This window comes from Paraburkholderia ribeironis (assembly GCF_900019265.1).
Taxonomy (GTDB): domain Bacteria; phylum Pseudomonadota; class Gammaproteobacteria; order Burkholderiales; family Burkholderiaceae; genus Paraburkholderia; species Paraburkholderia ribeironis.
In genome coordinates this window covers 34033-52653 of sequence record NZ_CYGX02000005.1, presented here as the reverse complement: position 1 = coordinate 52653, position 18621 = coordinate 34033, and the positions used below count along the sequence as shown (strand labels likewise).

Annotated in this window: 21 protein-coding genes and 1 pseudogene; 9 read left to right on the top strand and 13 right to left on the bottom strand. The window is 60.6% G+C overall.

Annotated features, from left to right (window positions below; all coding sequences use genetic code 11):
• Positions 1–82 precede the first annotated feature (82 nt).
• A complete protein-coding gene (locus BN2475_RS01675; protein WP_094777843.1) occupies positions 83–937 on the top strand; it encodes an oxidoreductase in 855 nt (284 codons plus the stop codon).
• 103 nt (positions 938–1040) lie between these two features.
• Here the strand turns inward: BN2475_RS01675 and BN2475_RS01670 are convergent, their stop codons facing one another.
• From BN2475_RS01670 to BN2475_RS01650, 4 genes are all read right to left on the bottom strand, one after another.
• Positions 1041–1457 carry a rubredoxin gene (locus BN2475_RS01670; protein ID WP_094777842.1) on the bottom strand — a complete coding sequence of 139 codons (417 nt, stop codon included), beginning with the start codon at positions 1455–1457 and terminating at the stop codon, positions 1041–1043.
• Positions 1458–1857: 400 nt separating this feature from the next.
• Positions 1858–3111: an aromatic ring-hydroxylating oxygenase subunit alpha gene (locus BN2475_RS01660; RefSeq protein ID WP_094777840.1), complete on the bottom strand. Its 1254-nt coding sequence runs from the start codon at positions 3109–3111 to the stop codon at positions 1858–1860.
• Between the two features lie 178 nt (positions 3112–3289).
• A complete protein-coding gene (locus BN2475_RS01655; RefSeq protein WP_094777839.1) occupies positions 3290–4741 on the bottom strand; it encodes a glycosyltransferase family 2 protein in 1452 nt (483 codons plus the stop codon).
• Positions 4742–4824: 83 nt separating this feature from the next.
• Positions 4825–5421, bottom strand: coding sequence for a cytochrome b (locus BN2475_RS01650; protein WP_094778012.1), 597 nt, complete (start codon positions 5419–5421; stop codon positions 4825–4827).
• A gap of 388 nt (positions 5422–5809) precedes the next feature.
• Here BN2475_RS01650 and BN2475_RS01645 point away from each other — a divergent pair, with 388 nt between their 5' ends.
• From BN2475_RS01645 to BN2475_RS01615, 8 genes are all read left to right on the top strand, one after another.
• Entirely contained in the window at positions 5810–6874 is a 1065-nt protein-coding gene (locus BN2475_RS01645) for a DMT family transporter (protein WP_094778011.1), read from the top strand.
• Between the two features lie 276 nt (positions 6875–7150).
• Positions 7151–7339 (top strand): DUF3562 domain-containing protein, encoded by a 189-nt coding sequence (locus tag BN2475_RS01640; protein ID WP_094777838.1) that lies wholly within the window; start codon positions 7151–7153, stop codon positions 7337–7339.
• 148 nt (positions 7340–7487) lie between these two features.
• Positions 7488–8591 carry an NAD(P)/FAD-dependent oxidoreductase gene (locus BN2475_RS01635; RefSeq protein WP_094777837.1) on the top strand — a complete coding sequence of 368 codons (1104 nt, stop codon included), beginning with the start codon at positions 7488–7490 and terminating at the stop codon, positions 8589–8591.
• Positions 8592–8833: 242 nt separating this feature from the next.
• On the top strand, positions 8834–9295 hold the full coding sequence (locus BN2475_RS01630) for a GNAT family N-acetyltransferase (protein WP_094777836.1): 462 nt from the start codon (positions 8834–8836) through the stop codon (positions 9293–9295).
• Positions 9296–9331: 36 nt separating this feature from the next.
• Entirely contained in the window at positions 9332–9475 is a 144-nt protein-coding gene (locus tag BN2475_RS34140; protein ID WP_159444511.1) for a hypothetical protein, read from the top strand.
• 254 nt (positions 9476–9729) lie between these two features.
• Positions 9730–10443: a hypothetical protein gene (locus BN2475_RS01625; protein ID WP_094777835.1), complete on the top strand. Its 714-nt coding sequence runs from the start codon at positions 9730–9732 to the stop codon at positions 10441–10443.
• A gap of 358 nt (positions 10444–10801) precedes the next feature.
• A complete protein-coding gene (locus BN2475_RS01620) occupies positions 10802–12109 on the top strand; it encodes a type II toxin-antitoxin system HipA family toxin (RefSeq protein WP_245841124.1) in 1308 nt (435 codons plus the stop codon).
• Positions 12081–12377, top strand: a complete 297-nt coding sequence (locus BN2475_RS01615; protein ID WP_094777834.1) for a helix-turn-helix domain-containing protein — start codon at positions 12081–12083, stop codon at positions 12375–12377. The genes BN2475_RS01620 and BN2475_RS01615 overlap by 29 nt, the downstream gene beginning before the upstream one ends.
• Here the strand turns inward: BN2475_RS01615 and BN2475_RS01610 are convergent.
• The 9 genes and pseudogenes from BN2475_RS01610 to BN2475_RS01565 all read right to left on the bottom strand — a co-directional run.
• Positions 12374–12715 (bottom strand): hypothetical protein, encoded by a 342-nt coding sequence (locus BN2475_RS01610; RefSeq protein WP_094777833.1) that lies wholly within the window; start codon positions 12713–12715, stop codon positions 12374–12376. The two genes, BN2475_RS01615 and BN2475_RS01610, sit on opposite strands and share 4 nt — an antisense overlap.
• Before the next feature lie 79 nt (positions 12716–12794).
• A complete protein-coding gene (locus BN2475_RS01605) occupies positions 12795–13067 on the bottom strand; it encodes a hypothetical protein (protein WP_094777832.1) in 273 nt (90 codons plus the stop codon).
• 112 nt (positions 13068–13179) lie between these two features.
• Complete coding sequence (locus tag BN2475_RS01600; protein ID WP_218023677.1) at positions 13180–13560, bottom strand: DUF6984 family protein; 381 nt, start codon at positions 13558–13560, stop codon at positions 13180–13182.
• A 23-nt stretch (positions 13561–13583) separates the two neighbouring features.
• Complete coding sequence (locus BN2475_RS01595; RefSeq protein WP_245841123.1) at positions 13584–14072, bottom strand: hypothetical protein; 489 nt, start codon at positions 14070–14072, stop codon at positions 13584–13586.
• Between the two features lie 76 nt (positions 14073–14148).
• Positions 14149–14586, bottom strand: coding sequence for a hypothetical protein (locus tag BN2475_RS01585; RefSeq protein ID WP_094777828.1), 438 nt, complete (start codon positions 14584–14586; stop codon positions 14149–14151).
• Positions 14587–14629: 43 nt separating this feature from the next.
• A complete protein-coding gene (locus tag BN2475_RS01580) occupies positions 14630–15004 on the bottom strand; it encodes a DUF4279 domain-containing protein (protein ID WP_245841122.1) in 375 nt (124 codons plus the stop codon).
• A gap of 72 nt (positions 15005–15076) precedes the next feature.
• Complete coding sequence (locus tag BN2475_RS35240) at positions 15077–16330, bottom strand: RHS repeat-associated core domain-containing protein (RefSeq protein WP_245841121.1); 1254 nt, start codon at positions 16328–16330, stop codon at positions 15077–15079.
• A gap of 293 nt (positions 16331–16623) precedes the next feature.
• A complete protein-coding gene (locus BN2475_RS35230) occupies positions 16624–17784 on the bottom strand; it encodes a DUF6531 domain-containing protein (protein ID WP_245841120.1) in 1161 nt (386 codons plus the stop codon).
• 518 nt (positions 17785–18302) lie between these two features.
• Positions 18303–18493 (bottom strand): annotated as a pseudogene (locus tag BN2475_RS01565) (VOC family protein); the annotation flags it as partial.
• Positions 18494–18621 lie beyond the last annotated feature (128 nt).

Below are 18621 nucleotides of genomic sequence, written 5' to 3'. Positions count from 1 at the left end.
AGCGAACACGAAGGGCGCACATTGCGCATTCGTTCCGCTTCATGTCTTCACACGTCGCAGACCATCAACAGGAGTTTCCCAAATGATGAATCGAGACAATCCCGTCTGGCTGATTACAGGCTGTTCCACCGGCTTCGGCCGCGAACTGGCGAAGCTGGTGCTGGAACGCGGCTGGCGTGCGGTCGTCACCGCACGCGACGCGTCGAAAGTGAAGGATATCGCCGCAGCTCACGGCGATCGTGCGCTGGTTCTGCCGCTCGACGTGACGAACCGGGCACAGATCGAAGACGTGGTCGCGCAGACCAAGCAGCGTTTCGGCCGCATCGACGCGCTCGTCAATAACGCGGGTTATGGTTATCTGGCCGCAATCGAGGAAGGCGAGGACGATGCCGTGCGCGCGATGTTCGAGACCAATGTGTTCGGTCTGGTCGATATGACGAAAGCGGTGCTGCCGATCATGCGCGAGCAGCGTAGCGGACTGATCGTCAATGTGTCGTCGATCGGCGGCATTGCGAGCTTCGCGGCGACTGGCTATTACCACGCGACCAAATACGCGGTCGAAGGCTTGTCGGAATCGCTTGCGCTGGAAGTGAAGCCGCTCGGCATCGGCGTGCTGATCGTCGAGCCCGGCCCGTTCCGCACGAACTGGGCAGGTCCGTCGATGAAGCAATCGGCCACCGTGATCGACGACTACGCGGCCACCGCCGGCGAGCGCCGCAAGCAGACAGAGGCGCGCAGCGGCAAACAGGCAGGCGATCCGGTGCGTGCCGCGCAGGCGATCATCGACGTGGCGCTGTCGGACCAGCCGCCGCTGCGTCTGCTGCTTGGCAAGGTCGCGCTCGAACTCGCGCACAGGAAGCTGGACATGCTGCGCGGCGACTTCGAGACATGGAAGGCGAAGACGGAAAGTGCGGATTATCCGGAAGGGACGGCTTGATCGTACCGGCGTACCCAGCGCTCTGCCGGGCCGCTGGTGTGGGTCATTGGACCGTGTGGTCCGCTTGAACGCGTGTCGCTTGGCTCAAACCCGTTGGCCGGGTTCAGAACTCGACCAACGCAAAGTCTTCCTTGCCCACGTCGCAGAGCGGGCAGCGCCAGTCGGCGGGGACGTCCGCCCAGCGCGTGCCCGGCGCGATACCTTCATCCGGCAGACCTGCGGCCTCGTCGTAGACCCAGCCGCAGATCACGCAGACCCATTGCTTGAAGTCGTCCGCCGACGGGCCAGCGCCGGGCGCGGAGCCGGCCGCGCTAACCGCGTGCGGCGCCGTCGTTTCGTCAAGGCTCACCACCAGCGGCGCAGCCGTGCCGCCGCCGCTCGCGGCAAGGCGCGCCTGCAGGCCTTCCAGCAAGCGCTGCGCTTCGTCTTGGGTCAGATCGATCCAGTACGGGTCGCCCGCGCCGTCGTTGAGTCGCTCGGGGGAAAACTGGATTTCTACGGCTACGCCCTTCTTGTACATGGCAATCAGAATATCGATGAAACCGGCATACGGTGCCGGCGCAAGGCCGCACGCACCATGCGGGCGGCCGGGCGGCGCGACTAGACCAGTTGATTCAGCACGATGGCGGCGATCAGGCCAGCGGCGCCGATGAGGCCTAGCAACTGCAGCAGAGTGAGGGATTTGCGCGATGTGGTGGGGACTTGTTGCGTGGTCACGAGCGTTTCTTGAGGATCGGAAAAAGCGAAATGGTACACGGGTATGAGCGCAGGGCACGCCGATGAGCGCAAAAGCCGCATGTATCGGGCGACATTATCGCCGCTCGCACGCGCCGCATTGCCTACCGTGGGGAGATGGATTAGTTCACCACAAGGGGGAACGATTGCCGGCGAGTAGATCGCCTCGCCGGCAGGGTCAGCGATCAGGTCTTCGCCAATGGGTCGCCGTGGCGCGAGTCCCAGAAGCGGATCACCGATGTGTCGCCGGTGCCGGCGCCCACCATCTGACCGGGTGCGCCATTATCACGCAGCAAGGCGCGCAGGTCGTTGATGACCGGAAACACCTCGTGATTCCAGTCCGCGCCCTGTGAGTCGTGAGCGCGCTGTTCGGCTTCGACGATCTCGCGATCTTCCTTGAAGATGCGTTCGGTGAACCACACGAGCAGTGGCCACACGAGATTCAGCACGCCGGGAATGCCGGGCTTGAGGATCGACAACAGCCCGAACGTGCGGTTGGTGCGCTGCTCGCGATCAAGCGGCACGTAGACGATCCACAGATTCATCACCAGCTTCTGCTCAGACGTGCGGATCTGCAGCGTCTGATACGGATACTCCGTGCGAATCGTCATCACGTCCTTGTGTTTCTTGAAGCCGCCGGTCTTGCGGCTCTCGCCGAACACGATCGCCTCGCCGAGCGGTTGCTGACCGGCCATGCGCGCAAACGTGTAGTCGACTTCGACCCAACCTTCGCCGCGCCGCCGCCCCAACGAACGCGCACGCATCTGCCCCATCTGCCGGCGGTGCAGAAACTGATGGTTCATGTCCATCAGGTTCTCGTGCATGAACGAATAGTGGCAATTCACCGGCCGGCCAAAACGGCGCGTCTTGTACTTCCTGTCCGAGACCGAATCAAATGAGGGCAGCGGCCGCTGTTCGGCCAACGCGGCATCGCCCGGGAACACGAAAATCAGCCCTTCGACTTCCTGACACGGATAGGAACGCACACCGTTCGGCAGACGGTCGCGGCCCAGATACGGCACGTCGATGCACTGGCCCGAACAGTCGTAGGTCCAGCCGTGGTAACCGCAACGGATCGATTCGCCTTCCACCACACCCTGATGCAACGGCACCTGACGATGCGCGCAGCGGTCTTCGAGTGCGAACACCTTGCCGGACTCCGCACGCGCCAGCACGATTGGGTCGCCCGCGAACGTCACGCCATGCGTCTTGCCCCGCTTCACCTCACGCGACCACGCGAGCGGGTACCAGTGGTCCGGGTGAATGCCGACGCGGCGCAGATCGCGCTCCGGCCTGTCGTTGGCGATCTGATTCGACGCTTGCGCGTGGCTTGCTGCCGGCGAGCCGGCATGAGCTGCATTGTGCGGCGCTGCGTGGGCAGGCGGCGCATCGGTGGTGGCATCGACGATGTCTTGTTCGAGCGGGGGAACAGCATGCATGGATGAAGCCTCCGTGCATCAGCGGATGGAGAGTTGCCGCCTCGCATGTCGAGGCCGGCATCGTCGCCAGTCTACTCGAACCGGCCGCCGCATGCGTCAAACGACGGCACCTGCGGCCTCTGTCATGGCGCTGCGCAGCTGCCCGAACACGAACGCATCCGAGAAAGGCGGCGCGCGCTCAGCTCTCTTCGTGCGCCACCAGCCCGGAGCGGGATTGCGCGCCCCACGAGCGACCGCCGCGCAGAAAGTGCAGCCAGCCGAGCGCGGCGCCGACATGCCGCACCAATTGGAATGTGAACGGCTCGGCAATGGCCGCGAGCATCGCCATCCACACACTGTTGCCGGAGCGCTCGCCAGTCCAGCGGCGATACAGATGGATGCTCCACAGATAGAACGCGAGATCGATCGCCGTTTTCAGGCCGATCACGCTGAAGATCGACACGACGATCGCGCCATGTCGACCGAACAGAAAGCCGAGCAGCAGCGCGAACGCGGTGAGACCGTAGATCGGCTGCATCGTATCGATTGCCTTGACGGGCAGCATCAACATGCCGAGCGTGCCGTAGCGCGGATTGCCGGTCATGTCGCGGTTCCAGTACTGCGTTTGCAGGAAACCCGCGAACCAGCGGCGGCGCTGCCGCAAAAAGCTGCCGAGGTTGCCCGGCGCATCGGTGTGCGCATGCGCTTCGCCGACCACACGAACGTCCCAGCTGAGGCCATGATCGGCCGAATGGCGGCGCAACCGGTGAATCAGCTCGTAGTCTTCGACCAGACATTGCGGATCGAACCCGCCCACGTCGATCAGCGCGTCGCGCCTGAACGACGCGAACGCGCCCGAGATCAGCAGCAGACTGTCGGCGCGCATCCACGCAAAGCGGGCGATGAAGTTGCGCATGTACTCATAGGTCTGGAACCACTGGAACACGCGGCCCGACACCGATTTGCCGCAGACCGGCACGAGGATGCCAGCCGCGGCGACCAGTTTCGGCTCGCTCGCGAACGCGGCGCGCATTGCGTAGGTCGCGTCGTCGTCGAGCAGTGTGTCGGCGTCGACGGTCATCACCGTCTCCGTGGTCATCACGGTGATCGCGGCGTTCAGCGCGCGAGCTTTGCCGCCGTGCGGCACGCGCAGCCAGAACAGGTTCGGATGCAGCGAGCTCGGTGCGCTCAGCACGCCGTCGGCGGCGGGCGTCAGGCCGAAACGTTCGGTAAGCAGCGCGCGGGTCGAGTCGGTGGAACCGTCGTCGGCGATGACAACCTGCGCCGGGCCATGCGTCTGACGCAGCAGCGCGGCGAGCGTCACGGGCAGCACCGCCGCTTCGTTATGCGACGCGACGATCACGCCCATGTCCGGCAAGCTGCGCTGCTCGTAGTCGGCGTCAGGCGGCGGCGTGCGCCGCATCAGCGGCAGCGATTTCCACGTGACGAACGCGAGCAGCAAGGTGTCGTACACGACGTACGCAATGCCCGTGGACCACGCCAGCGCGCCGCGCAGAAAAAACGCGCGTGCAAACAGCAGCAGCCACAGCGCGAGGACGCTGAAGTGAATCAGCGTGCTCGACAGCGTGGCGGGACGCGGCACGATGCGCGGCGATACGAGGGCGAGGGACTGTTCGAGCGTTTTCTTCAAAGTGACTGCCGACTCGTCGATACTGCGGTTGGAAAAAAGTTAATGGCGTAGGTCAATGGCGCAGGTCGATGGCGTGGCGGCGCTCACGGCACCATGCGCTCGAGCACCGACTTGCGATCGAGCCACTGATGCTTGAGCGCGCCGCCGATATGCATCGCCAGCAACGCGTAGAGCGCGTAGCCAAGCCACGTATGCAGCGCGCCGAAGCGATCGTGCAAGCTCTCCTTGAGCGTCGGATCGAGGTTCATCACGTAGCCGATACGCGGCCACGCAAACAGGTTGAACAGTCGCATCGGATGCGTCGCCGCGTCTTTCCACGCCGAATCGTGCAGCCAGCCGGACAGCGGCAGCGCGATCATCAGCAGATACAGCACGAAGTGCGCGGCATGCGCGGCAATTTTCTCCCACGACGCAAACTCGCGCGGCAACGGCGGCGGCTTGTGCGACACACGCCACAAGATGCGCAGCAGCGCGAGACCCAGCACCGTGATGCCGATCGACTTGTGCGTATCGATCACCGGACGCACCCAGTCGTCGGGTAACGAATCCGCGCTCAGGCCAAGCACGACGTTGCCGATCATCAGCGGCGCGATCAGCCAGTGCAGCGTCATCGCGGTGCGCGTGTAACGCGTTGGGTGCATGGCGGTCGCATCGGTCAGGGAATCCGTGTGAGTGTTCATGGTCGTTTTGTCCACGAGAGCAGTGCGGCGAAAGCTGTTTGAAAATCGATGCGGCCGATGCCGGGCGAACCCCGCCGCCGGTATCGGGCTAACTGTGCAGTGTGCCGTTTTATTCCAACACGCGCTTAACTGTGTATTTCAAATTGTTTCGTACGCGTGTCTCGTACGCGCTGCCAGTCATGTGGCGCGACGCGCCGCGGTTCGGCCCGATTCACGCCTTCAGCGGATCGTCGCGAGAGCGGAATATAGCAATTGGAGTCCCGCTAGATTGCACCGAGTCCGGACGTTTGCCGGATTGTTCAGCGAAGCGCAAATTTCGCCTTCGACGCTCGCTGGCCAATCGCGTTATCGTGTCAATCTCGCCCGTGTTCTACTGAACGATCCACTGATGTCTTCCCGCCATAGCGCCGCATTCACCGCGCTGCTCGCCGCCGCGCTGTTCGGCGCAACCACCCCGCTCGCCAAGGCGCTGCTCGGTTCGCTGTCGCCGTTCCTGCTCGCCGGTCTGTTCTATCTCGGCAGCGGCACCGGCCTCGCCGCAGTCATTCTGGCGCGCCGCGTCCGGCACCGCGCCGCCGCGCCGCAAACGGGTCACAGCCGCTTTCCGCTGCGCGACGTGCCGTGGCTGGCCGGCGCGATCGCGGCGGGCGGCGTCGCCGGGCCCGCGTTGCTGATGCTCGGTCTGAACACGACGCCCGCCGCCACCGGCTCGCTGCTGCTGAATCTGGAAGGCGTGTTCACCGCCTTGATCGCGTGGGTCGTGTTCCGCGAGAACGTCGACGTGCAGGTGTTCGCCGGCATGGTCGCGATCGTCGCGGGCGGCGTGGCGTTGTCGTGGCAGCCGGGCGCGGCGGGTCTGCCGCCCGGCACGCTGCTGCTGATCGGCGCGTGCGCGTGCTGGGCCATCGACAACAACCTGACCCGCAAGGTGTCGACGCACGACGCGATGTTCATCGCCTGCGTCAAAGGGCTCGTCGCCGGATCGGTGAACGTGGCGCTCGCGCTCACGCTCGGCGCCCGATGGCCGAATCTATCGAGCGTCGCGCTGGCCATGCTCACCGGCTTCGCGGGCTACGGCGTCAGTCTCGTGCTGTTCGTCGTTGCGCTGCGCAATCTCGGCACTGCGCGCACCGGCGCCTATTTCTCGGTCGCGCCGCTATTCGGCGTGACCTTGTCTTGGGTGCTGTGGCCGGAGCTGCCGCCACTGCTGTTCTGGGTCGCCGCCGCGTTGATGACGCTCGGCGTATGGCTGCATATCCGCGAACGCCACGAGCATCCGCACACACACGAACCGCTCGTTCACACGCATCGGCATCGACATGACGCGCATCATCAGCACGAGCACGATTTCGCGTGGGACGGTGAGGAACCGCACACCCATGCGCATCACCATGCGCCGATCACGCATACGCATGCACACTATCCGGACATTCACCACCGTCATACCCATTGATTTTTAGCTCAGCCCCGCCGGATGGGCGTGTGCCGTTGCGCAAGACAAAATCTCTGTGGAATGGATCTTGCGATAGAGCGATTCAATTGGCATGCTCGCGCTTCGCATTCTGTAATGGATTCTCCTGTCGGCCAGAGTTAGCGCTTCAGCTGTCGACCAGAGTTGGCGCTTCAGCGCTTACTCTGGTCCCATGCAAAGCTCTTACTCTGGTCCCATGCAAGATGATTGCTGTCGCCCTTCGATCCGTCCAACCCACCCACCTATCCGGAGCGCTCCATGTCGCAGCCCGAGCCAGATGTAGATCAAGTGGTAAAAAGCATCGCCGAGGAAACCGACACACCGACCGAAACAGTCTCCCGCATGTACGAGGACACCTTGGCCGTCTATCGGAAGGAGGCGCGCGTGTTCGATTACGTGCCGTTATTCGCCGCAAGGAAGGTACGCGACCAGCTTCGCAAACACTGACACGGCGGCGCGCGGAGCACGCCGCGCTGCTCAATTCTGATGACGTTTCACATCGGCTCGCCGGCGCCTGCGCCGATTTTTTGAGTTCCGCTAATTTTTTTCCGGCTGCTAGACTCTGCCCCTGAGCCATCGACTCGGGGGGACCGGGATGCGAGTGACAATCGTGGGCGCGGGTATCGCTGGCCTGAGTACAGCATGGTCGCTCGTCAAGCTCGGACACGACATCACATTGATCGAGCAGGGTTCGATTCCAAATCCACTCGCTGCGTCGGGCGACCATCATCGGATGATCCGCCGCGCCTATGGCGATGCCGACGGCTACGCGCGCACCATCGCCGAGGCGTTCGATAGTTGGGATCTGTTATGGAACGATCTCGGCGTGTCTCACTATGAGAATTGCGGCGTGCTCGGCATTTCGCAATTCGCAGACGATGGCGCCGAACGTTTCCGCATCGGCCTCGAGCGGATGGGATTCGAATACGAACGGCTCGAGCCGCGCGAAGCCGCCGCGCGTTATCCGTTTCTCGACCCTGGCACGTTTCGCTACGCGTACCTCGATCGCGATGGCGGCGCACTCTTCAGCGAACGCATTGCGCACGACATGAAAGCCTGGCTCAGGATGCGCGGCGCCGACATTCGCATGCATACCAAGGTGCTCACGGTCGATCCGCACAGCGCTTGCGTGCGGATCGACGATGACACTATCGTGCGGGCCGACCGGCTCGTGGTCGCCGCGGGCGCATGGACGCTGCAACTGCTGCCCACGCTCGCCGGCGATCTGACGACGTATCGCAACGCGGTCGCCTATCTGGACCCGCCTGCGGATTTGCAAGACGCATGGTCGAACGCGCCCGCGATCGTCGATATCGGCGGCCATAGCGACGGCTATGTGCTGCCGCCGATGGATGGCGTCGGCCTGAAGTTCGGCGCCGGCATGTGCAAATCGAACGCGCCGGACCCCGACGCCGATCGCGCTGCGCGCGCCGGCGAAGGTGATCAGTTGCGCCGGCTGTTTGCGCCGCCGTTCAACCGGATCGACGACTATACGGTTACCGAAGTAAAAACCTGCGCCTACACATTCACGCGCGACCGACGCTTCTTTTCGAAACGCCTCGGCAAGACGCTGGTGGTGTCGGCCTGCTCGGGGCATGGCTATAAGTTCGGCGCGGCGGTCGGCCGGCGCGTCGCCGAGGCGCTGGATACCGACGACGACACCATGCTCGCGCGCTGGCTGCGAGCCGAGACGGTCTGAGCGGGCGCTGGGGTATCAAGCAACGTTCGTATTGAGCGCGGCGGCTTGAGTTGGTCGCGTGACGATTGCGCAGGGATGGGGCGAAGTCGACGGCGTGGCTCCAAATTTCGATCGCATTGTGGAGCTAACAATCGCGCCGCGAATTTCTTATGCTGATGGGTCCGGAAGTCCTGGTGCGCCCCGCCCTTCGCGTCGCGGCGACTCATTCGATTGCCGCCTTCACTCAACGAGGAACCCTACCCATGTCCGACGCCATCCAGATCCGCCCTGTCAACCGTGAAGACTTCGACGCATGGCTGCCGCTATGGGACGCCTACAACGCGTTCTATGGCCGCTCGGGCGAAACGGCATTGCCGCGCGAGATCACGCAGATTACGTGGGGACGCTTCTTCGACGGCTACGAGCCGATGCACGCGATGGTCGCCGAACGTGATGGCCAGTTGCTCGGTATCGTGCATTTCCTGTATCACCGTCACACGACGATGGCGGGGCCGATCTGCTATCTGCAAGACCTGTATACGCTGGAAGCCGAGCGCGGCAAGGGCGTGGGGCGGGCGCTGATCGAAGCCGTTTATGCGCGTGCGAAAGCCGATGGGGCCCAGCGCGTCTATTGGCAGACACATGAGACGAATCAGACTGCGATGAAGCTGTATGACAAGGTTGCGGAGCGGTCGGGGTTTGTGGTGTATCGGAAGGGGTTGTGAGCCGCCTGGCTCTCTCCAAGGTTATGGAGAGTACGTTTGCATCATGAAATGATGGATATCATGCGAAACTCTACCGCATCCACTCCTGGAAACGTGACCACTCACTTCGGCCTCATAGCTCCGCAAAAAGGCGAGCGTCGCATCGACCTCTGGCTCAAGGAAATCCTCATCGATGGGTGACACTTCAATTTGCAGAGGTGAGTACTTCCGAATTGAGCGGTATGCAGCCCCGAGCAGATTGGCGAAATTCCTCCTTGGAACCGACGCGCTGTTTCCTATACTTCGCGGCATCCCACACAGCTAATAGCCTCCAATAATTTGAACCCCGATCGAGATCTGCGCAGATTTCGGCGGACACCTTTGGGCCGCCGGTAGCAAATTGCTGCCTGGCCAGGGAAGTGACCGTTGATCGTCAAGCCATAGCGAGGAGTGCCATGCCGCTAGTCAGAGAAGTCGCCGAAACAATTAAGTTGCTGGGTGACGTAGTCAAGAGTACCCGCGAGATCGTCCAGGCCGTCAACGATGGCAAAGAGTATTTGAAGCGCTACTACCCTGATGCTCAATCCGACCTGAGCAGCCTACTGCAGCAAATGCAGCGCACCATCGTCGGGCTAGCAAACGTTACCAACGTGATGAGTGGATTTCGCTTCGTAGTCGCCGGAACGTCCATCGACCTGGATATTGCTTCCCGTGATTTGCGCCAGCTCAATGACTACCTAATCGCCCAGCGCGCAAACACGGACGAACTCAGGGGTCACATCCACGAGCTAAAGGCGAACTGCTCGAAAGTCTACACGTTGCGCGACAAGCTTGACGCTCGAACCAAAACCAAGACTTGGGGCTCAATGTTCGAACTCCTGGGCGCGAAGAAACTGGAGCGATCCCTGGAGTTACACGCCGCTGTAAGCAACTTCTACGCAGACGATCAGCGAATGATTGAATTGATTGAAAATACTCTTCTGTTGACGGAAAAGGCAGTGGCTGAAGTGGAAGATTGCCTCGGCCCGCCGGGGATGATGAATCCGTACAACGTTCCGAACGCAGCCGAAGTTCTGGGCCTTTACGCCAAGCTCTTTCGCCCGCCTCATGACGAGCTACAGGACCTCGCGAATGACCTGCATGAAGCGAGCATGGCGCTTGCCCCATAAAGTCCGTCGAAGACGTGACGGTTATCGGGACAGAAACGAATCGTGCAATGGCCTTCCATTCGGTTGCAGCGCGCCCGTTGCGCGAGTCTGACCTACTGGCGATCGCGTTTGGCAAGATGCTACAACTTTGGCGCGGTCGCGGGCGGTCGCGCGAACTCCGTCGCTCCGGCGCTGACACACGCGGCGCGGATGGCGCGACAGTTCCCACACCATGGCCTTCGGACGGGTCACCCACCTCCCCCCAAGCCGCCGACTTCAAGAAACCCAAGCGCTATTTTGCTCAAAAAAGCTCTTATAAGAAGCGCACCAGCAATAGAACGCCCTATTGTGCTACATTTATGATGCACAAGGAGGGCTCATGGATTGCACCCTGCAGATATTCCTGGACGATCGCTGGGTCGACTGCGCGCAGATTGAACTCAACGGCAGTCGTTGCCAGTGGAATCACCCGGTTATGTATGCCGTGGAGCACACGGACGCTCAGCTGTCACTGGCTGAGTCCGTGGACACGGACATCCGCACGGCCCCGACCATGCCCGCCTTCCTTTACGATCTCGTTCCGCAGGGGGATGGTCGTCGCTTCTTGCTGGGCGAGCTGAAACTGCCGGATGGCCCTGACGCGGACTTTCCGCTGATCTGCGCAGGCGCCTTCAACCCGGTCGGTCGGATCCGGGTGGCCGAGGCGGTCGACTACTTTGAGACGCACGTGGCGCGGCACCCTACCGCGCGTGGCCTGCCCGGCCTGACGATCGACGACGTCGTCGTGCGCAGCTCGGAATTCAAGGAAACGATGTTCTTGCACGGGATGCTGGGCACCGGCACCACCGGGGTCCAGGGTGCGGCGCCCAAATACTTGCTGACGCGGGACCGCGCTGGCCTGCTGCATGGTGATGCCGTCCTGCGCGATGCCGACGCCACCCAGCACCTGATCGCGAAACTGCCGCGCGGCAATAGCGCGGCCGATGGCAAGGTCCTGCGCAATGAAGCGGCGTACATGCGGGTGGCCGCCGCGCTCGGTATCCGCACGCATGCGGATTTGCCGACCCTTCACGGCGACGTTCTGCTGGTCCCGCGCTTTGACCGGATCGCGAGCGGCGGGAAAGTCGTGCGCCTCCACCAGGAAAGTGTGGCATCCATTCTAGGGCTGTCCGGCTTTGAGCTGCGCCCGAGCCTCTTCGAGGTCGTGGCCGGAATCCGCAAGGTTGCGACCGATCCGTCAACCGAAACGCTCGAATTCATCAAGCGGGACGTGCTCAATCTGGCGATGCGCAACACGGACAATCACGCGCGCAATACAGCCATGCAACTGGTCGAAGGCAAAGTCCAGCTTACGCCCCTGTTCGACTTCGCGCCGATGTACCTGGATCCCCAGTTGATTCCACGTGCGCTGAGGTGGTACCGGCCAGACACCCGGGTTGAGCTGACGGACTGGGCCGACGTGCTCGCGGCGCTGCCTGTATCTGACCACGAGCGCGGGATGCTCGCCCAGGCATTGAGCCAGTTTGCCGTGCAGATTGAACGCCTGCCCGACATCATGGAAGCGCAGGGCGTCGACCACGACATCATCGAGTTCCTGACGCGGTCCATTGATACGCAGGTCGGACAACTGAAAGCCCTTCAACCGCCAGAGACCCATCATGCCGCGTCGGAACCGACCTACCCGTGAAGAGCAAAACGCCCTGCGCCGCGCTTTCTACGAAAGGATCGGCCGGGGCGACATGACCATTCCTGAGGCCATCAAAGCGATGCGCGAGATGACAGGTTTGACTCAGGCGGAATTCGCCGCGCACCGAGGTGTCAGCCGCCGCGTCATCCAGGACATCGAGCGCGGGACCGGCAATCCGACCGTCGACTCGCTCAATAGCGTTGCGAAGCTCTTTGGCCTGCAGGTCGGATTCGTCCCGATCAGGCGGAACGAACCGGCCTCGAGCTAACTTGCTGTCGCAAGGCCAACCGCACCAGGTGCAATGCGGCGGTACGTCAGTTCATCCATGCCGCTTTCCAGATACGGGGAAACCACGCGCATACGCTGTGACCAGTCACCGTCCGGCACCATGAGGTTCAGTTCATCATCGATCCAGGCGGTCTGCATCCGATGGCCATTCACCGTGCAGTCCTTGCGCCGCCCGAACACGTCATAGCTGAAGCTCGCTGTCACGCCGCCGCTGATCTGGCTCAGCCGGCCCGGTTCATTCCAGCCATACTGATTCACCCCGTCGCTGGTGGATAGCGTCAAGCAGAACGGCCGGTCATAACGCCAGCGGCTCATCATTGCGCCGCTTTAAAACAGAAGGGCCGCAATTCGCATCCCTTCGTTCACGTAGCGACGTTAGATCATCGGAGCGCGGCAATTAAATGAGTTGAACCAACCTTCCGGCCACTCTTCGCGCTCGCTCAACCTCTGCCTGCAATCCCATCTGTTCTGTCTCTGCCCACAACAGACATTTGATCACTTCCTCAACCGACTGCCCTTGCACAATGAGTGCACAAATCCTGGTGACATAGGCGTCGTATTCATCCTTCGCGGTATCTTCCCCCTCGAGACCTATTGGATCCCACTCATGAAGCAGAACCTCTTTCACTGCATCCTGCAAGGCTTGGTTATGCCACTGTGTTCCGCTCATCGAGTTGTCCCTCTATTGACGCCAAACCGTTACAACCCGACCGACGGGATTCAGCACTACAACAGCACGTGAACTGAACCGGGTTCCCACCCACATAAATGCATCGGCAATTTCAAGGATTCGACCCGCCAGACGATGGCACAAAGTAATTCCATCTCTCTGGCAGTTTCCTTATAGGTCCGGGAGCGTCCTTATAGATTTCGATCTCCTGGCATATCCCATCGACCACATGCAGCAGAACATGCACGTCGAAACCATCCATATCCGGCGCATATAGTTCAACCGGCACCCTCGTAATGACCGATGCCGTTACAGCGCTTTGTATCTGCAAGCCAAGACTACCTTCATCATCGATCTCTCGCACATTACACGACCTTAGCTGTTCCCGAATCTGCTCTACCCCCGGGAAATCGGGAGCAACGAGTAGATCCATCAGTTTTCGCTCGTGCGCTGCAGGCTCTCGATAAATCGGAAGAGGTTGTAAGCGGATCATAGAACGTTCCCTCCGGTTCAACGCTATTCCAGCACTGACACTGTCGAGAACTCGATCGTTATATCGGCGCCAACGGAAGGTCGTATCTCCGCGATCTTTTTTAACTCTTCGGGCGGCAATGGATAGGATTTGTTCAGCCGGGCAATTGCCTCGTCATAGCGCGACGGATCATCCCAGAAAGAGAAGATGCTGATGTCATAGATAACGTTCTGGATGAGGAAATCGGTCACGATGCAGCGCGAAACGCCACCAAAAACGAGCATCCTTTTTTCAGCTTCGAAGTGGATTTTTATACGCAAATCGCTTCCATCCAACTCGATTCCGTCTATATACCAATCATGCAGATGGTCCGGCAGCATAGTTATCACCCAGAATTCACAACGGACAGAATGGGCAACGGCCCAATCCCGATTGTTACCATCCCAACTGTGCGCGTGTGGGATCATTCCACGATGAGAATGATCGAAACCAAGATCAACGCCGGGTCGGCCATTGGGATCATGGATTCGCATCTGCCCGCTACCCGAAGGATTCAATACCCAGATATTGGCCGGTCCACTCGTTGGAAGTCCAACTTCGCCAGTCGGATCACTGATCCGTGAGCGATGCAATCATGACGTTGGCAACGTACCCAAGGTTCAGACCCGGACATGCGCATCGCCGTCGAACGAGCCTGCTGATTTCAGAAACAAAGCTGTCGTCAAGCATAGCGTTGATATCGATGTCAGCGCTTCGCACATCCAGCAGCGCGATCGTAATCGCGTAATCGGGCCGCTCAATCCGCTCCGCTGCAGGCCGATCCTCCCTGTGCAGCACCTCGAGTATTACGTCGACAAACTCCAGGCGGTGTGGATCAACGGGTCCATTAAGCGGCTCATACCTTCTCATTCGCTTGGCCCGCTCCATAGTTATGGAGAGTACGTTTGCATCATGAAATGACGGGTATCTCCCGAATAATTTCAGGAGAACCTCGCTGTCTTTGACAACAGGCCACGCGATGCCACTGACTTCGTCCATTTTGTTCATGGGTTGCAACTTCACATTTGGCAGCGGTAACGCTCAACCTAATTTATACCGTCTTTATTCCATCGCTTGCATAAACATATATGTCAACGCTCGCACCAACATCCCCAACTGCCTTGAGAAACGATGACGTGAGAGAAATGGGGTAAATGGCCGTGTCGGGCAACCAGAAGAGGCCGATGCGAAACTCTACCGCTTCCACTCCTGGAAATGTGACCAGCCGCCTCACTTCGGCCTCATAGCTCCGCAAAAAGGCGAGCGTCGCATTGACCTGTGGCTCAAGGAGATCCTCATCGATGGGTGACACTTCAATTTGTAGAGATGAGTACTTCCGAATTGGGCGGTATGCAGCCCCGGTTGGCCCGCGTCGAAATATCTCCGCTGTACCGGACCACGGCGAGGACACCAGGAACCTGTCCACATCAAACTCCGCACCGGATCCACAAAGAATGCAACCAGGCATAAAGTTCATCACCTAAAAAATATTGGGCTTTCAGCCGCATTGCCCAATCTCAAAAAGATAAATCTTGTAGTACTCCAACGCAGTGTTTTTCGGGACCTGACCGGTCTGTGGGTCTTTAAGCTCTCCGATCAATTTACCGCCATCCTGCCGGTGGAGCCAACGCCAAAATGTACCCGATAAGCCATACTTCTGATCCCATGGTCCCAGCCCAAATGGGTCCGTCTTTGACACCGGGTTCCCACCCACATAAGCATACGCATTCGTCTGCCCACTTTCCCAACCAATCGGATCCTCGCTGATGAACCTTCCAGTTTGCGGACTGTAGTAGCGGTTCCGGTAATAATACAACCCCGTCCCATCATTTTCCCGACCAGTGTACTGCTGCGGGTTCGGATCCACGATACTCGATTGCTTCGTCAGGCCATAAGGCTCATAGCTGTACTGCGTCTGGCTCTGCTGATTGGCATCCATCAGCGCGATCACATTGTTATTCGCATCGCGCAGCACATACCGATCCTGGTTCGCGTCATCTCCAATGCGCCGGTACGTCAGTTCATCCACCCCGCTTTCCGGATAAGCGGAAAACACTCGAATACGCTGTGACCAGTCACCGTCGGGCACCATGAGGTTCAGTTCATCATCGATCCAGGCGGTCTGAATCCGATGGCCATTCACCGTGCTGTCCTTGCGCCGCCCGAACACGTCATAGCTGAAGTTCGCCGTCACGCCGCCGCTGATCTGGCTCAACAGACCTTGTCCATTCCAGCCGTACTGATTCACCCCGTCACTGGCCAGGTTGCCATTCAAGTCATACGACAGCGTCTTGCCCGCCCAGCGCGTCAACTGGTTCGCTGCGTTGTACTGCGCGTCGCTCACCGCCTGCGGCAGGTTCGCTTTCGCGAGGCTGCCGCCCGCATTCGTGCGCCGGCCTGCCAGGTCATAGCCATACGTCAGATTTCCCAGTACGCTGCCGTCGGCCCGCTTGTAACTAATGCCTGTCAACTGGCTTGCCGCATCCCAGTTGTAGATCGCTGTGATTCCGTTGGCGAAGATCGTCTGGCTACGCCGTCCCAGCGCGTCATAGGTATAGCCAAATGTACGCGGTACCTCGCCGTTCACCTGATACTGGATCTGCGTCACCCGACGTTCAGCGTCCCGGCTGTAACTCACCGTCGCGCGATCCATGTCGATCTCAGCCAGTTCGCGGGTATCTGGCGCAAACCGGTACTGCCACAGTCCCTGAAACCTCGGAATGTCCTGCATGCCCTTGTATTTACCCGTCACGCTGTCGTAGTAAAGCAGCGTGCTGGTGAGGGCTCCGTCGGCCTGCGTTTCGCCGCGCGTACTCGGACCGTAGTCGTTGATGCCTGTCAGTTTGCCAAGGGTGTTGTCCCAGCCGAATTGCCACGCGCGGGATTCGGCTCAGCTGGCCGTCGGCTGAAAACCGATCCGTACCACGCGGCCCGCGGCGTCATAGGAGTACGCCGTCACCTGCCCCCTTCGATCGGTCACCGTCGCAATCTGCCCTGCGCGGTTCCACTCATATGTCTCGCTGTGACCCAGCGGATCAGTTTTAGTCAGCGGACGGCCAATCGCGTTGCGCGTATAGCGCGTCGTGACACCCGGTTGCCTGGTGGATCCATGACGCTCACCATCCGGCTCTTGGCGTCCCAGCCGTATTTCCAGACGCCACCACCCGCATCGGTCACCTGCGTAAGGCGGTCCTGGCTGTCGTACTGGTAGCTAACCTGACGGTTCAGCGCATCGGTCACGCGCGAGATGAGCGGCGTGCCGCGCGCACCCACCACCGAAGTGAACGTCAGCGTGCGACCGTTCGGGCCGCTCAAACTGGTGACCACGCCCGTCGTGCTGTTGCGGGCGATCGCCACCGTGTTGCCAATGCGGTCCTGAAGTCGGGTCAGCCGGTACAGACCGCCGATCATCGTGAACTGCATGGTGCGGCCGTCGCGCAAAGTAAGCAATTTAGTCGAGCCGCTGCTGGTGATGCTGGCGCGGTAGAAGGCACCCGGGCTTGTCAGGTCATCCCAGGTCGTGCTCGTGCCGACGCGAAGCGTGAACGGAACACGGATTCCGCTCGGCAGATAGAGTTGAACAAGCTGCTGCAGATTATTGCTGTCAGTGGCGCTTACCGTCAGGTAGCTGTCGTAGTTGAACGTCGTCCCGATGCCGAATGCGCCGGCCATCGGGTTGCCAGTGGTGTCGTAAGCGCTGCTGCGGTAGACGCGTGCGAGATCAAGTGCGATCGTGTCGGCGACATGCAGGTCGTGAACGACCAGATGGAACTGACCCGTGTACAAGCGCACCGGGTCACCGCCGGACGTACTGCTGCCGCAGCCCGCCGTCGCGTCGCCGCCGCCACAGCCCCCCGAGCCTCCGGGTTGACCGTACGTGCCGTCACCATCGAGGGTGCCTGTCTCATCGGGCGAAACCGGTTCGATCGTGGTGCCGCCGGACGGCCCGCTGCAATACGCTGCGATTGCATTGGGGTCGCCGCACACATACCCGCCCATACCGCCGAAGTCGGCGGACGCCGCCTGGAGCGGGCATTTGGGATCGGCCGGGAAGGCGCCCGCATTGATATATTTGGATTCGCAATCGGTCGCGGCGTGGGCATGTGGTGCGATAAACCACGACAGCAGCACAAACAGGACAAGGAAGAAGAAGCGCACAGGCAGGCGCGTGCGCCACATGGTGGCAGCGGGATCGAGTGTCGACATCAGGAACCTGGCAGGCAAGGGATGGGAACGCGCGGCAGACGTGCTCAGCGCACCGCAAGTTGACCAGTAGAGGAAGTTGAAGGTGCGGAAGCTACCGTCGCCTATCGTCGGATCGCGGTAATGTTCCCCGCCGCGTCGTAGTCGCAATACGCAGTCGCGCCCGCGACAGTCACCGAGACAAGCCGTCCCAACGCGTCGTAGGCGTAGGTAATATCATCGGCAAAGGACACAGAAGGAAGCGCAAACGAAGCGACCACAAGGTGACACGCAACATACCGGACCACGGCAGCACGTGAGCAGCGCGACAGAAAAGAATCACCGGACAACCACATTGCAAAGCTAGCCATCGGTATCTCCTCAGGAACTTTTTAAGGCTTCCTAAATATTTTGAAAAGATATCGAATCACCTTCCTATCGCCTATGTTTTTGTGGTCAAGATTTGTAAATGCCCAGCGAGCCGATGATCTACATCAATCGATCATCAGCCGCACGGTTGGCAATTCCCATCGCATTCGCCCGGGTGTGAGCTGGTCTTCGTCGGCGTAATACTCGATCAGGCCACCGGCCAGATTCGGGAAGTACGGAAGTACTCCGACGGCACCGCATGACACCCCGGCCCGGGTTGTGTATCCCAACCGCAACGGCTAATGTGCATGCCGCCGCCGAACACTTCGTGAATGTCGCACACGGTGAACGCCACGTGATTCAGGCGGGCGTAATCGCCCCGCGACTGGAGTGGAAACGTCATAACAACGCGCATCCCCTGCAAGCAGGCGACGCGTCACGGTTACAAACGCGCATCCGATGCATTTACTGCACCGCCAGAGCTGCTCGCAG